The following is a 15447-nucleotide window of genomic DNA, read 5'->3' as shown; positions in this document are numbered from 1 at the left end:
AAACGCCATCACAATCCATCGCCGCCCCCCGCCATTCGCCAACCTCACGCAATCTGCTTGCCACCCCCCCCACCGGTTGGCTTATCATAGCGCCCATGATTAGGTCACAAAATATCTTCCTCATCGGCCCGATGGGCGCTGGCAAAAGCACCGTCGGCCGTCAACTGGCTGACGCCCTCGGCTACGATTTTCTTGACAGCGATCAAGAGATTCAGCGCCGCACCGGCGTTGATATTCCAACGATTTTCGAGTTCGAGGGCGAGGCCGGCTTCCGCCACCGCGAGCGCCAAGTCATTGACGAATTGACGCAACAAGAAAGCGTGGTGCTGGCGACCGGCGGCGGCGCAATTCTCACCCCGGAAAATCGCCAACACCTGTCGGCACGCGGCTTCGTGATTTATTTACACTGTAGCCCCGAGCAGCAACACGCCCGCACCGCCCGCGACCGCAACCGCCCGCTACTCCACGACGGCAGCGACCCGCTCACCAAATTGCGCGATTTAATGGCAGAACGTGAGCCAATCTACCGCCAAATTGCCGACCTGGTGGTCTCGACCGAACGGCGCGGCACGGCGTCAGTGGTCAAGGAAATCCGCCGCCGGCTGGACTCCGAAGAGTGACGTTCGCCATGCCGCCGCGCACCCTCACCGTCACTCTGCCGCCCGCCACCGCAAATCGCAATTATCCCATTCACATCGGGCGGGGTTTATTTAATCAAACGGCATTATATCGCCCGCATTTAATTAGTCGGCAAGTGTTAATTGTCACTAATACCACCGTCGCGCCGCTGTATTTAGACGCAGTGCGCTCGGCATTAACGGATTATCAAGTTAATAGCGTGATTTTGCCGGATGGTGAACAATACAAAGACCTCGCTACTTGGCAGCAGATATTTGACGTTTTATTGGCGCAGCGTTACGGCCGCGATTGCACGTTAATTGCGTTGGGTGGCGGTGTCATTGGTGATATGACCGGTTTTGCGGCGGCAAGTTATCAACGCGGCGTCGCGTTTATTCAAGTGCCCACCACGTTATTAGCCCAAGTTGATTCATCCGTCGGCGGTAAAACCGGTATTAACCACCCCGCCGGTAAAAACATGATCGGTGCCTTTCATCAACCCGCTGCCGTCATTGCCGATACCGATACGTTAATGACCTTGCCCGAGCGTGAATTGTCCGCCGGCTTTGCCGAAGTCATTAAATACGGGTTAATTCGTGATCTGGACTTTTTTAATTGGTTAGCACACCACGCGGACGGATTATTAGCGCGTGATCCGGCGTTATTAGCCACTGCGATTGAACGCTCGTGTCAACATAAAGCTGAGATTGTCGAAGCGGATGAATACGAAAGCGGTCAACGTGCATTATTAAATCTGGGACATACATTCGGCCACGCGATTGAAACTGGCACCGGTTATGGCAATTGGTTACACGGCGAAGCGATTGCGGTTGGCATGGTCATGGCGGCGGATTTATCGCACCGACTGGGTTGGTTGACTAATGAAGACGTTGATCGAGTGCGGCAGGTATTAACCGCATTTCAATTGCCGATCACTGCTCCGCTCGAATTAACTGCTGGTCAAATGCTCGATTTAATGGCGGTGGATAAAAAGGTATTACAAGGTAAATTGCGGTTGGTATTACTCACGGCATTGGGCGCGGCGCAGGTCACGAGTGACGTGCCAATGGAGCAATTGCGAATGACATTAGCATCGGCAAGCGTCTCGCGCGGCATAGCGTGGCTGACGTGACGGGCTATCTGGAGCAAGCCGGGAGACTAGACAGAGTCGCCTAAACTGTCGTTATTTTTTAATACCCGCTGAATAAACCCCGTGTTGACTGTTCTCAACACGGGGTTTTGTTTATGTGCGCGGTATCAGCAGTTATTAGTGATCTGTGGTATCATTCGCCGTGTTCACACACTGATTTTTTCACTTCAGCATTATTCAATTAAACGCCCATGTCCGATCTTACCAAAGCCGATTTTGCTAAAGAAGTTTTATTAGTCAATTTAGAAGACGAAATGCAGCGCTCGTATCTTGATTACGCGATGAGTGTAATTGTCGGGCGCGCATTACCCGACGTGCGCGATGGCTTAAAACCAGTGCATCGCCGCGTGTTATTTGCTATGAAAGAACTGGGTAATGATTGGAATAAAGCCTATAAAAAATCAGCGCGGGTGGTGGGGGATGTTTTGGGTCGTTTACATCCGCACGGTGACACGGCAGTTTATGATTCAATGGTGCGCATGGCGCAGCCGTTTTCATTACGGTATTTATTAGTGGATGGGCAGGGTAATTTTGGCTGTTTTACTGGCGATACTAAAATTAAATTAGTTGACGGGACAGAAAAAAGTTTTGCTGAATTATCTGCATTACCACCAGATCAGGTGTTTTTTGTTTATTCTGTTGATCGAAATGGGAAGATTGTGATTGGTGAAGGTCGCAATGCGCGAGTGACACGCAAAAACGCCGAGTTATTAGAATTAGTATTAGATAATCAAGCAGTCATCCGCTGTACGCCAGATCATCGTTTTATGTTGCGTGATGGCGCATATCAGGAAGCGCAGCAATTAACACCGAATGATGCTTTAATGTCGGCGGGTAATTTGAATCCAACCACAATACTGTCATCATCAAATCAATTGCCCGCTGATGATAACAATCACCGCATCACTTCCATTCGGCAATTAACCGAGTACGCCGATACCTATGACATCACGGTTGATGAACATCACAACTTTTTATTAGCGGCGGGCGTGTTTGTACACAACTCAGTTGATGGCGACGCCCCGGCGGCCATGCGCTACACTGAAGTGCGCATGACACGCATGGCACACAGTTTATTAGATGATCTTGATAAAGACACCGTTGATTTCACTCCGAATTACGACGGCTCAGAACAAGAACCGAGCGTGTTACCCGCCCGCTTTCCTAATTTATTGGTCAATGGTTCATCCGGTATTGCGGTCGGGATGGCAACTAATGTTCCACCGCATTCATTAAATGAAATCATTGCCGCTTGTTTAGCAGTGATCGCCGATTCCGACATCACCATTGAACAATTGATGGCATTAGTGCCGGGACCAGATTTCCCTACCGCTGCAATTATCAACGGCATCAGTGGAATTAGAGATGCCTATCGCACCGGTCGCGGTCGTATTTATTTGCGCGCCCGTACTCATATTGAAACGGATAAACGCAGTGGACGCGAGTCAATTATTGTCACCGAATTACCCTATCAGGTGAATAAAGCGCGGTTATTAGAACGCATTGCCGAATTAGTCAAGGAGAAAAAACTCGAAGGCGTTGCCGAATTGCGCGATGAATCTGATAAAGATGGAATGCGCATGGTGGTTGAAATTAAACGCGATCATCTGCCCGATGTCGTTTTAAATAATCTTTTTCAACACACCCAAATGCAAAATGTCTTTGGCGTTAATATGGTGGCGTTGGTTGACGGTCAACCGCGGTTGCTTAATTTGCGCCAATTGATTGATTATTTCCTGCGCCACCGCCGTGATGTCGTCACGCGGCGCAGTGCATTTGAATTGCGTAAAGCCCGTGACCGTGCGCATTTATTAGAAGGCTTTACCGTCGCGCTCGCCAATCTTGATCCGTTAATTGCATTAATTAAAGCGGCCGCTAATCCCGCTGAAGCGCGAACGGCTTTAATGGCAAATCCCTGGTCGGCGGGCAATGTTGCTGCATTACTCAATCAAACTAATGCAAGTGACACCCGTCCGGATGATCTTGAACCGGCGTTTGGTTTAATTGATGCGACCAACTACCGATTAACTGAACGTCAAACGCGGGCAATTCTTGATTTACAATTACAACGTTTGACGGGATTAGAGCAGAGTAAAATCCATCAAGAGTTTAATGAAATTTTAATAAAAATTACGGAATTTTTGGAGATTTTGCATAATCCCGAACGGTTAATGCAAGTGATTACCGACGAGTTGATTGCCATTCGGGATCAATACGGCGATGCGCGGCGCACTGAAATCCGTATTGAACAAGCCGATTTGACACTGCTTGATTTAATTGAACCAGAAGATATGGTGGTTACGCTTTCTCATGCAGGTTATGTCAAAGCGCAACCCATTGCCGAATACCAAGCCCAGCGGCGCGGTGGTAAAGGACGTAATGCAACGGGTACTCGTGATGAAGATTTTATTGACCGTTTATTTGTGGCCAATTCCCACGACACCGTATTGTGCTTTTCCAGTTTGGGTAAAGTCTATTGGTTAAAAGTGCATGAATTACCGCAAGCCGGACATGGCGCTCGCGGCCGGCCGATGATTAACCTACTGCAATTAGACCCGGGCGAACGGATTAACGCGACGCTGCCGGTGCATAATTATGACGCGGGTCAGTTTATTTTCATGGCCACCAGTCATGGGACAGTTAAAAAGACACCGTTGACGGAATTCGCTCGCCCCTTAGCACGCGGGTTAATTGCGGTTAATTTGCATGATGGCGAGTATTTAATTGGCGCCACCATTACCGATGGCCAGCAAGACATCATGCTCTTTACCTCCGCTGGTAAAGCGGTACGTTTTAATGAAAGTCATGTCCGGGCAATGGGACGCACGGCGCATGGAGTACGCGGCGTTTCATTAGAGGATGGTCAGCGCGTCATTTCATTATTAATTGCAGAACCGGGCAGTGTATTAACGGTGACGGCGAATGGCTATGGCAAGCGCACGGCAATTGATGAATTCCCTACCAAAGGCCGCGGCACGAAAGGGGTTTTATCCATTCGCACCAATGCGCGAAATGGTGAGCAGATTGGTGCGGTATTAGTGCGCCCCGATGATGAAATCATGTTAATTACCGATGCCGGGATATTAGTGCGCACAGCGGTTGATGGCATTTCGGTATTAGGACGGAATACGCAAGGCGTGAAGTTAATTAACCTCACCGACGGGCAGCGATTAGCGGGAATTGAACGGATTGTTGGTTTGAATCAAAACAGCGAGGATCACGCCGAGACCGATCAATCACTTGCCAATGATGACGACGCGCTTGCCTCCGATGACAACGCAGTTGAATAAGACAAAAAACGCCCGCATCGTTTGCTGCGCTATCCAACCATGTTAGGCGGGTGAATTAAAACCGCCTGTCATCATCTTGACGGATAATTTCAACCTGCACCTGTTTTACCAATGCGGTAATTGCCACAATCGCCGTAATAATTGGCATAAATAAGGTCATCGCACCACCCGCTACCGCGCCAGCAGTTAATGGAATATCCATTAGCGGACTGCCGTCAGCTTTACGCACAATCAGCCGCCGTGCATTGCCCTGTGCAATCACTTGTTTAATAAAACCCAATAGGTCGCCGCTGGCTAAACTGACTCGTTCAGAAGCATCACGGACGTCGTGTTTATCTATCATGATTAAAAACCTCATTGGTGAGTGGTGATTGGTTAATTGTGCCGGTGCGCGCCAAAGTCCATACGTCAACCCATGCCGCGCCGGCGGCTTGCAATACCTGCGTCAATTCACCGACCGTCGCGCCAGTCGTGACCACGTCATCCAGTACGACGATGCGGCAGCCGTCCAAGCGGCGGGTGGCACGAAATGCGCCGCGAATGTTGTCGAGGCGCTCGATACGGTTCAATTGTGCCTGCGGCGTGGTGAAGTGGTCGCGTTTGCAGCTGCGACTATCGAGGGTTAACGCCAGCGGTGGCGCGAGAATGCGGGCTAATTCTAGCACCTGATTGTAACCGCGTTGCCGCAGCCGGCGCGGGTGTAATGGCATGGGGATCAGTAAATCTGGTTGCCGCCAGAGCGGTGCGGTGGGCAGCACCTCCGCCATCAGGTTGCCAAATAAGCGCAACACTGCCATTTGGTCGTCGAATTTCAAGCCGTGAATCAGGCTGCGCACCGGTTCTTGATAGTGCAACAGTGCCAAACACCGTTGATAAGGTGGCGGCTGGCGGCGGCATTGACCACACAGCTGTTGAGGGGAATGGCTTAACGGGGCGCGGGGTTGGGCGCATCGTGGACAGGCGGCGGTGATCCAGGGCAAATCAGCGCGGCAACCAGTGCAAATATCTAATCCACCCGCGCCCGCCGCGCCGCATAACAAACAGGTTGGTGGATACACAGCGCGCCATGCCGTCGTGATCCAATGCACACCGGCGGCGGTCATGTGCTTGACTTTGCCGCCGTGCGTCGCCCCGATCACGGCAAATGGGGCAAAAGCTGCATCAGTGCCGCAATCGTTCGTACAGCTGATCCTTGAGTTGCAGGCGCGCTTTTTTCAATTCTTCAATCGTTTCATCGGTGACCGGAGTACCCAGTTCTTCCAACTGGCGCACCTGCGCATCAACCGTATCATATTGATCCATCAAACCGGAAAAATGCGCATCCGTGCTGCGTAATTGATCAATTTTTCCGTGAAATTCGGGGAACTCGTGGACAAGATCGTGAATTTCGCCAAGCATTGGTTACAGTTCCTCCGGCAGCGCCACCATCAATCATTCGGAGTTTTTTGCTATGACTGACGGCGCTTTGTACATGACAGAGCGGCTCAGTCCTGTGTGAAAGCGCGTTTATTCAATGGTTTTGCGATCAAATTAAGCGTTTTCCCACGCCCCGCGCTCAACTTTGGGCATCCCGCCCTGGTGCAATCGAGTTTAGCGCGAATACGACGGCGAAACAACGGGGTTTTGTAGTGATAACCGTATTGTTAGGGATATTTACTAGCAGATTGCGTACAATGCACACTGTAATCAATTGATTTTATGTGAACAAGTTGGTTTTATAAATCAGCCTTTTTGCAGTATAGTATTAAACGGCAATTCCACCCAATTTAATCGTCGTTAATTGACGCACCGTCAAGTGATTGACGATAACACTATGCCCTGCGCACGACGTACAAAATCAAAAGCGGCAGCGCCGATTGTCCCGCTGGGTAAATAAACGTTTTCGCCACATTCAAAAATAACAGGGTTTGTTGATTAAAATGATAGCAGCAATTGAACAAAAAACCGGCCGTCAGTTCAATAATATCAGCCAAGTTAATCAAGTACGCCCCAGGGCGCTATCAGTTCAATCATCACAGTTATTAAAAACCAGTCAAAATCTAACCACCGTTTATGACGCCACTGTAGTGACTTTTTAATTATGAGCGCAGCATTACTCGTTTCCAATACCCAAACCTTGTTTTCATTTCCAGATGTCGCACTGCGCATCAATCACTTAATTGAACAACCCACTACCCGTCCGGATGATTTGGCGGCAGTTATTCTGTGTGATCCGGGATTATCAGCGCGTGTATTACGCCTCGTGAATAGCGCCTATTACGCCCGCGCCACTCCTGTTGCCACCGTTTCACAAGCGGTCAGGTTAATAGGACAAAGAGCGCTGCGCGATCTAGTCATTGCCACCTATGCCACTGATTTATTCAAAGGACTACCACCGCAACAAGTCAATATGGAGCGGTTTTGGTTTCATGGCGTAGCCTGTGGCATCGCAGCGCGTGAATTAGCCATTCAATGTGGATTGTGTGGTGGCGAACATCTCTTTTTAGCCGGACTATTACACAGCATTGGAAAACTGGTTTTCTTTAGCCAATGCGCTGAAGCGTATTTGAACGTGTTTCAATTAATTGAAAGTGATAAACTGACAGTCGTGGCTGCCGAAGAGCAAGTGTTTGGATTTAATTATGCTGATCTGGGCGCGGAACTATTAAAAAAATGGCGTTTTCCCGAATTATTGTGGAAGGCCGTTGCCTATCATCTCACCCCAACCAGTGCGCCAGATTATCGTTTAGAAGCCGAAATTGTTCATAGTGCTGAACAGGTTGCAACCATCGTACAATCCACTGCAATTGATGGCGGTGATACCCTGGCTGCTAGTGCGGCTGAATGTTTGAAAACCTTAGCGGTGCGACTAGCTTTACCTGAAGAAACAGTATTAACATTGCCAAATATGATCAATCTGCAAATTGTTGAGGTATTTGAGATACTGCTACCAGGCTCAACGCTGATTTATTAATAACTGCGACAAGCGGTGTGGTCATGTGGGGCGCAATGATAATACTTGAGCAATTGTCTTTATTTAATCGCATAGTGACGCCATTCTAGTAATCAGTTGTTTGGTCATATGTCATCACATTAAGCGCAACATTTGCTGCCGCCGCCGGTATTAAAATTTTGTTAAACGGTTTAGTTAGATTACACAGAAGTAATTTATGGGTTTAAAAGTTCTTATTCGGGTTGATCGAGTTGCGGCTATTCTTGCCGGCTGTGATTGTTATGGCGAGTTAATTGCTGATATTGATCCGGCTGAATTAAATCTTGATGAGCGCCAAGCGTTAGCGCAAGCACCGGAACATCATGGCATGACGGATTTAACCGCACCATTTCCGCCGCCAGGGAATTATCCAGCACCACCAGAAACTGCGACACCTGATGTGCATGCTTGGCTGCGCTGGCGAATTAAATGTGCCAACTTATATGAACGGGCGTGTAAAGCACAATTGGCGAAATGGGATCAAGAAGCGGAGACGTATATTGCCTATTGGTCGCAACAACCATTGGAGCGTTTTATTACCAAAGATTGGCCGGCGATTTATTACACTGCCGCGCTGCCAAATCATCATGGCGACGGCCCACCATTACCCGAATCTGATGCAATGGCAGCGCGGGCGCGAATTGAAACGGCATTAGCAGATAAATTAAATGACGCCCATGCGTTGGCGGATAAACGTAATCGTGCTGCCGAGCGGCACAAATTACAACGTGAAACTGATCGTACCGCCGCGCAAATCCGCCGGGCTGAACAATTAGCCGCGTGGGTGAATGAATATATGGATGACAATGCTCGAGCGCGCTTTAAACTCAATTTATTACCCGAAGATGAAATCCTCGATGCTATTCGTGCCGCGGCCTATCGGTCATTAGATGAATTTCCGCGTTATCGCAAGATTCGGTTTAATGATGTTGACCATAGCGAACGCTGTAGTGGGAGTCAAAGTTTGGATTGCGATACAGACGATGCCAAGCATTTAACAGCGGCACAATTTGAATTATATCGTCAGATTGAAACGAAAGCGCCGCCCGGTGCAAAACTCAAAGCACTGGTGCATAGCTGCGCGTGTGAAAGTTGTAATGCTGGTTTAATTCGCCGCAGTGTGCAAGTGGTCATTCCCGTCGGTGAATTATTATTCAGCCGGGAATATGCGCTGGATGGCAATACGGCGGCAATTGATTTTGATACTGATGGCGACCATAATTAAACAACAATGTACGATAGATTTTATGAAATTAAGACTGACGTTCTAAACACATATAGGACATAGACTCTATGGACATCAAATACAACGTCGAATTTGTCTGTCCTGATAACCCAAGATATATTGCTTGGTGTGCAAAAAATAAAAAAAGATACAACAAACAAAGCCCTAAACGGGATCCGCATGTTGCTATCTATCAACTGGCATTGCGCAAATGGGAGAATGTAATAAGGACTCTATTGTCTCAACTTATAAATGAAGAGAAAAACAGGATATTGCGATATTCTAAATATTCAAGCTATAGCAATTACAGAGAAATAGATTTCATCGGAAAACTACAAAGCAATTCGCTCATGTTATGCGAAATTAAACTCAAAGAACACTACCATACTTCATTGTCAGCTAAACAATCGGGATGGGCGCAGTTAAATAAGTCAATCTCGATCGCGGCTCATCAATTTAGTGATATTGGCGGGTTGTCTATTTGTGTAGATATGTCAGCTATTTTTACATTAAAACAACTCACTGATAATGACTCCCAACATCAAACATACTGTCACTATCAAGATATTCCATCTTATTTTTCACTGCAACCCTACACAAAAAACACGCTTTGGTTAAATTCAACAGAAATTGCTGATTTAGCGATGCAGAATGATCTACTCACGGGTGATGAGGTTAATAACCTCAAGAAACTTTTTGAAGTGTATAAAGACCCTTTGTCTTTATTGGCAGGCAATCAAAACAATCATGTGACTAATCGTCCATTTATGATGCTAAAGCATTTTAATCATAAATGAGCGAGCATTATGCCATGTAGCATTTACCCACACCAATACGCTGATTTGGGTGAAAGTTTATTTAATAAAAACGTAGTGTGGACGTGGGGAAGCGATTGGTTGTTAAATCAGGGTGAGTTAAACTGACATTGCCACGTTGCTTTATGTTGCGGCGACGTGGCAGGCGAGAATGAAATAAAAATCAGGCGGGTATAAATAATTAAACCATCACCAGCGGCGCAAATGTCTGCTGTAGGTGCTTGAGCCAACTGGCATAATCCCCAACGGCGCGTTTGGCCGCTAAAATCCCTAATCCAGTTTGCTGTGCGACGGTCGGCGCATTCATTTTTAATACCCGCCACGGCGGCAATTTCAGGCGCTCAAAGTCCGTCCACGCCTCACTCAAGCACTCATCCATGCCAACCACGATCAAGCCATCTGCCCGCATGATCGCGATTTTTTCAAACTCAGGCGTGGATTCGTAGGCGTTGAAATGTCCGGCCATGTTATTGAGAACTAGAATGCGGCGGCTATTGGGGAATACGTCGGCCACGGTTTCGAGTGCTTCAATTCCACCCGCGACGGCGAGCGGGTCGGCGGTGACGGGAACATAAACGTCCATTGTGACGCCGCTTTCCGTTAATAATTCACCTAATTCGGATTTCTTTGCCCACGAGAGAATGTGCCGATCCATATTCGCGCCCAAATCAACGCCCGTGTCGCGTTCCAAAATTTCGGCGGCTAATTGATCCCAATAGCTATAGGCGAGTGACGGATCAGCGCGCAACGCTTCGGCATTCGCACCAATGCGCAGGGATAAGACTTTATCGTGACCAACGAACTCGGCCAATTTAGCTTTGTCATCAATATCAATTAAACGCAGCGGCCGTCCCATGGCGTCATACAGCCATGACAGCGCCATCATTAGTACCGATTTACCGACGCCGCCCTTGCCATTCATAATCCAAACGGTGTGTATTGACATACTCGGGTTTCAATCCTGTTTGTATTGGAATTTTCGTATTAGAAATGCGGTGGCAGTGTGCGCTGCTGTTATGATTATTGTTCAATTCCTAATCGTGTTAAAATTGGAATTGCAGCGGGTGCGAACTGAGCATTGGGTATTGAAGAGTGGTGCCGAGAAGAGGACTTGAACCTCCACGAGCTTTCGCCCACATGGACCTGAACCATGCGCGTCTACCATTTCCGCCATCTCGGCAATTGAGTGATGCGGGGCGGTTGAGAAATCTCCCAACCAGTGGGCGGTGATCCTAGTTGAGACAAGCGCGGCTTGTCAAGTTAGACTACGGCGTTTCACCCGCCTCAGGTCGCAGCAAAATTATCGTGGCTAGACGTAAAAAAGCCCAGTCCGCTAAGGACTTAGACCCGCATCGCCAACGCGAAGCCAATAAATACCCGCATCCAATTCCCAGCCGTGAGTTCATTCTCGACACCTTGCAGGCGCAGGGGGTGCCGCTGGAGAGTGGCGACATTGTCAAGTTGCTTGATCTGCACGGCGACGAGGAACAGGTGGCGCTGGAGCGGCGCTTGACGGCGATGGTGCGCGACGGGCAATTGGTGCGCAATCGGCGGGCAGCCTACTGTTTGGTCAACAAAACCGATCTGGTCGCCGGCCGCGTCATCGGGCATCCCGACGGTTTTGGCTTTCTCAAACCCGACGAGGGCGGCGACGATCTGTACCTGTATCCCAAAGACATGCGGGCGTTATTTCATGGCGACCGCATCGTGGCACGAGTCACCGGCCGCGACCGTCGCGGACGTTTGGAGGGCGCACTGGTCGAGGTACTGGAGCGCAACACCCATCGCATCGTCGGGCGGTTTTATTTGGAAAGCGGCGTCGGCTTCGTCGTCCCCGATCATAAGCGCTTGACTCACGACGTGATTATTCCCAGCGACCGCCTGCACGGGGCGACGCAGGGGCAAATTGTCGTGGCGGAATTGACCGATCAACCGACGCTGCGCACCCAGCCGATTGGGCGCATCGTTGAAGTGCTGGGCGATCAGATGGCGTCGGGCATGGAAACCGACATCGCCATCCGCGCCCACGAGTTGCCAATTCACTGGCCGGACGCCGTGTTGACCGACATTGGCGACCTGCAACCCGAAGTCAGCGAAGCCAGTTGGCAGGGATCGGGGCGAATTGACCTGCGCCACCTGCCGCTCGTGACCATTGACGGCGCCGACGCCCGCGATTTTGACGACGCCGTTTATTGCGAGCGCAAACCCAAAGGCTGGCGCTTGCTGGTGTGCATCGCCGACGTGTCCGCCTACGTCACGCCCGGCAGCGCCCTCGATGGCGAAGCGCACAATCGCGGCACGTCAGTTTATTTCCCCGACCGCGTGATCCCGATGCTGCCCGAGGTGCTATCTAACGGATTATGCTCATTAAATCCGCACCTTGATCGCCTGTGCATGACCTGCGAACTGTATATCAACCGCGAGGGCAAGGTCACGCGCTCGCGCTTTTTTGCCGCCGTCATGCGTTCACACGCTCGATTAACCTATGACGCCGTCGCCGCCATGTTAATTGAAAACGACGCCGCGTTATGCGCTGAACATGCCGACTTATTACCCGCATTACACGAATTATATGCGCTGTTTCAAATCCTATTGCAAGCCCGTTTTGAACGCGGCGCAATTGATTTTGATACGATTGAAACCCGCTTTAAGTTTACCCCCGAAGGACGTATTCAAGCCATTGAACCGCTGGTGCGGAATGAAGCACATCGGTTAATTGAAGAGTGCATGTTGGCCGCCAATGTCGCCGCCGCTCGGTTATTTGCGCGGAAAAAAATGCCGGCCTTATTTCGTATTCACGAATCACCCAAACGTGAAAAACTCTCTGATTTACGCGAGTTTTTAGCGGAATTGGGTTTGAATCTACCTGGCGGTGATAAACCAACGGCGAAAGATTACGGCGCATTATTAACTGCCGTCCGCGCCCGCACGGATTATCATTTAATTCAGACCGTGCTATTGCGGTCAATGCAGCAGGCGATGTATAGCTCCGATAATGTTGGGCATTTCGGTTTGGCGTATGAAGCCTATACGCATTTCACCTCACCGATTCGCCGCTATCCCGATTTAATTGTCCATCGCATTATTAAACATTTATTAGCGGGCGGCACCGCGGCGGATTTGGAATACGCCAAAGCCGATTTGCAATTGATTAGTGAACATTGCTCGGGAACAGAACGCCGCGCTGATGAAGCCACGCGGGATGCGGCCGATTGGCTTAAATGCGATTACATGCGCGATAAATTGGGTGAAGAATTCGACGGCACCATTGTCAGCGTCCAGGGCTTTGGATTATTTGTTGAATTAGATGCGGTGTACGTTGATGGCTTAGTTCATATTACCGCATTGGAAAATGATTTCTATCATTTTGATCCAATTGGACACCGATTAACTGGTGAACGCACCGGGCAAATTTATCGCCTCGGTGATCGGTTAAGAGTGCGCGTGGCGGCGGTGAATTTGGATGAACGTAAAATAGATTTTATTCCGATTGCACCCATTCGCCCGGCGACTAAACCGCGCAAACGGCGGCGTAAACCTCGGGATGAATAGCGCATGACAGTGCCTAAAAAACCGAATGATTCCGCGCATTTAACTGATGCGATGCTGGTGATTGGGATTAATGCCGTGCGCACGGCCGTTCGCTTTGAACATGGCAATGTGCGTGAATTATGGTTCGATCAACAACGCCATGATCGGCGGTTAAACGAGTTAATTCAATTAGCGACCCAAGCAGGCGTGTTAATTAAAGCCGTCGAGCGGGCGGTATTAGATCAACTCACGCAACGGGCGAATCATCAGGGCGTGATTGCGTGGTCAAGCGGGGCGAGTGCGCGGCATGAACACGAATTAACTGCGCAATTAGATCAAATCGAACGCACCAATCAAACGGCATTGTTGTTAATACTGGATGGCGTCACTGATCCGCATAATTTGGGTGCATGTTTGCGCGTCGCTGACGGCGCGGGTGCGCAATTGATTATTACGCCAAAAGATAATGCGGTGGGATTAACGCCAGCGGTGGTTAAAGTCGCCAGCGGTGCGGCCAGCACCGTGCCGTTAATACAGGTGACTAATTTAGCGCGGACAATTGAACAATTAAAAACTCGCGGGATTTGGATTGCCGGACTGGCAGCGGAGGCGCCAGTTTCATTATTTAACGCCGATTTGCGGCTGCCATTAGCATTGGTATTGGGCAATGAAGAACGCGGCTTGCGGCGGTTGACGCGCAGCCATTGTGATTTATTATTTAACCTGCCGATGCGCGGTCAAATTGAAAGCCTCAATGTCGCGGTCACGGCCGGCATTTGTTTATATGAAACAGTGCGGCAGCGCGGATTGTTTTAATAAAGTTGTTTTAACTAGCAAAATCAGTAGGTTGATCGTTCCCTCGCTCCAGCATGGGAACGATTAACTGCGTAACGCCTGATAACTTTAATTAACCAGTCCCTGATTGCCATTGCCCCAGCGCCGCGCCGCATTGAATCCGATCATTCGGCTGTTTATCTGCTAACCACTGCGCCCGCCCCGGCGGTAATAATACAAGCACCGTTGATCCCATATTAAACCGCGCACATTCAGCCCCCCGCGCAAAGGTCGGTGCATCATCATTCGGATAATCATCACGCCGAATGACAGTGCCGCGTGGCGGCGTAATTTCACCCGCCCAAGTGGTTTCAATACTGCCCACGAAAATCGCCCCGACTAATACCAATACAAAGGGGCTATGTTCATTATTAAACACGCAAATAACCCGCTCATTCCGCGCAAATAAATTGGGAACGCCGCGCACCGTTGCGGGATTCACACTGAATAACCGCCCGGGAATGTAAAGCATCGAACGCAATTGCCCAGCCGCGGGCGTGTGAATACGATGATAATCACGCGGTGATAGATAGAGCGTGGCAAATAACCCGCCATCAAATAACTGCGCTAAATCGGGCGCGCCGCCTAGTAATTCAGTCAGTGTGAATTGCCGCCCTTTTGCTTGAATTAACTGCCCATTCTCAATCGTACCAATTTGGCTAATCACCGCATCCACCGGGCTAATAATCGTTTGCGGATCAGCGGCAATAGGTCGCGCATCAAAACGCAATGCCCGCGTGAAAAACGCATTAAATGTTGAATACGCCGCTGGTGATGGTTCGGCCGCTTCGTCAAGATTAACTGCAAAGTGTTTGACAAATAACCGAATGAAACTCGGCAAAATAAACCCGAGTCGAGCGCGAGTGAAGCGCCACATAAGTGCCGATAATAAATGTTGCGGCAACAGGTATTGTAAAGCAATAAATAGGCGTTCACGCCAATTGGGACTCGGAGGGGATGTGGTGTTGTTCATTGTTAGTCTTAAAATTGTAGAAGTTTATTCAGTTGGCTAA

13 protein-coding genes and 1 tRNA gene are annotated in these 15447 nt (G+C 49.4%); 8 read left to right on the top strand and 6 right to left on the bottom strand.

What is annotated here, in order from left to right; genetic code table 11:
• Positions 1-95 precede the first annotated feature (95 nt).
• The 3 genes from aroK (at position 96) to gyrA (ending at position 5058) form a co-directional block, all read left to right on the top strand.
• Positions 96-620 carry a shikimate kinase AroK gene (aroK, locus tag HUK38_RS05340; protein ID WP_182583215.1) on the top strand — a complete coding sequence of 175 codons (525 nt, stop codon included), beginning with the start codon at positions 96-98 and terminating at the stop codon, positions 618-620.
• Positions 621-628: 8 nt separating this feature from the next.
• Positions 629-1750: a 3-dehydroquinate synthase gene (gene aroB / locus HUK38_RS05335; RefSeq protein ID WP_182583270.1), complete on the top strand. Its 1122-nt coding sequence runs from the start codon at positions 629-631 to the stop codon at positions 1748-1750.
• Between the two features lie 209 nt (positions 1751-1959).
• A complete protein-coding gene (gene gyrA / locus HUK38_RS05330; RefSeq protein WP_182583214.1) occupies positions 1960-5058 on the top strand; it encodes a DNA gyrase subunit A in 3099 nt (1032 codons plus the stop codon).
• A 55-nt stretch (positions 5059-5113) separates the two neighbouring features.
• Here the strand turns inward: gyrA and HUK38_RS05325 are convergent, their stop codons facing one another.
• Genes HUK38_RS05325 through HUK38_RS05315 form a run of 3 tightly spaced genes read right to left on the bottom strand, consistent with a single transcriptional unit; the run spans position 5114 to position 6456 of the window.
• Entirely contained in the window at positions 5114-5401 is a 288-nt protein-coding gene (locus HUK38_RS05325) for a DUF4342 domain-containing protein (protein ID WP_182583212.1), read from the bottom strand.
• Positions 5391-6197, bottom strand: a complete 807-nt coding sequence (locus HUK38_RS05320; RefSeq protein ID WP_338065362.1) for a ComF family protein — start codon at positions 6195-6197, stop codon at positions 5391-5393. The genes HUK38_RS05325 and HUK38_RS05320 overlap by 11 nt, the downstream gene beginning before the upstream one ends.
• A gap of 22 nt (positions 6198-6219) precedes the next feature.
• The gene (locus tag HUK38_RS05315; protein ID WP_182583208.1) at positions 6220-6456 is read right to left on the bottom strand and encodes an HP1242/YdcH family protein; all 237 of its coding nucleotides are present in this window, start codon (positions 6454-6456) and stop codon (positions 6220-6222) included.
• A 682-nt stretch (positions 6457-7138) separates the two neighbouring features.
• Here HUK38_RS05315 and HUK38_RS05310 point away from each other — a divergent pair.
• The 3 genes from HUK38_RS05310 (at position 7139) to HUK38_RS05300 (ending at position 10051) form a co-directional block, all read left to right on the top strand.
• The gene (locus HUK38_RS05310) at positions 7139-8011 is read left to right on the top strand and encodes an HDOD domain-containing protein (protein WP_182583206.1); all 873 of its coding nucleotides are present in this window, start codon (positions 7139-7141) and stop codon (positions 8009-8011) included.
• Between the two features lie 196 nt (positions 8012-8207).
• A complete protein-coding gene (locus tag HUK38_RS05305) occupies positions 8208-9254 on the top strand; it encodes a hypothetical protein (RefSeq protein ID WP_182583204.1) in 1047 nt (348 codons plus the stop codon).
• A gap of 68 nt (positions 9255-9322) precedes the next feature.
• Complete coding sequence (locus HUK38_RS05300) at positions 9323-10051, top strand: hypothetical protein (RefSeq protein ID WP_182583202.1); 729 nt, start codon at positions 9323-9325, stop codon at positions 10049-10051.
• A gap of 199 nt (positions 10052-10250) precedes the next feature.
• Here HUK38_RS05300 and HUK38_RS05295 read toward each other — a convergent pair whose 3' ends face one another.
• Both HUK38_RS05295 and HUK38_RS05290 read right to left on the bottom strand, forming a co-directional pair.
• The gene (locus HUK38_RS05295) at positions 10251-11015 is read right to left on the bottom strand and encodes a P-loop NTPase family protein (RefSeq protein WP_238787477.1); all 765 of its coding nucleotides are present in this window, start codon (positions 11013-11015) and stop codon (positions 10251-10253) included.
• Positions 11016-11162: 147 nt separating this feature from the next.
• Positions 11163-11249, bottom strand: a tRNA-Leu gene (locus HUK38_RS05290).
• A gap of 125 nt (positions 11250-11374) precedes the next feature.
• On the opposite strand from HUK38_RS05290, the gene rnr reads away from it, so the two are divergent.
• Positions 11375-13621, top strand: a complete 2247-nt coding sequence (rnr, locus tag HUK38_RS05285; protein ID WP_182583200.1) for a ribonuclease R — start codon at positions 11375-11377, stop codon at positions 13619-13621.
• Positions 13622-13624: 3 nt separating this feature from the next.
• The gene (gene rlmB, locus HUK38_RS05280) at positions 13625-14416 is read left to right on the top strand and encodes a 23S rRNA (guanosine(2251)-2'-O)-methyltransferase RlmB (protein ID WP_202985513.1); all 792 of its coding nucleotides are present in this window, start codon (positions 13625-13627) and stop codon (positions 14414-14416) included.
• Positions 14417-14507: 91 nt separating this feature from the next.
• On the opposite strand, the gene asd is transcribed toward rlmB, so the two are convergent.
• Complete coding sequence (gene asd, locus HUK38_RS05275) at positions 14508-15407, bottom strand: archaetidylserine decarboxylase (RefSeq protein ID WP_182583198.1); 900 nt, start codon at positions 15405-15407, stop codon at positions 14508-14510.
• Positions 15408-15447 lie beyond the last annotated feature (40 nt).

The sequence above is a fragment of the Thiospirillum jenense genome, from assembly GCF_014145225.1.
GTDB classification, from domain to species: Bacteria; Pseudomonadota; Gammaproteobacteria; order Chromatiales; family Chromatiaceae; genus Thiospirillum; species Thiospirillum jenense.
This window is presented reverse-complemented; position numbering and strand designations above follow the sequence as displayed.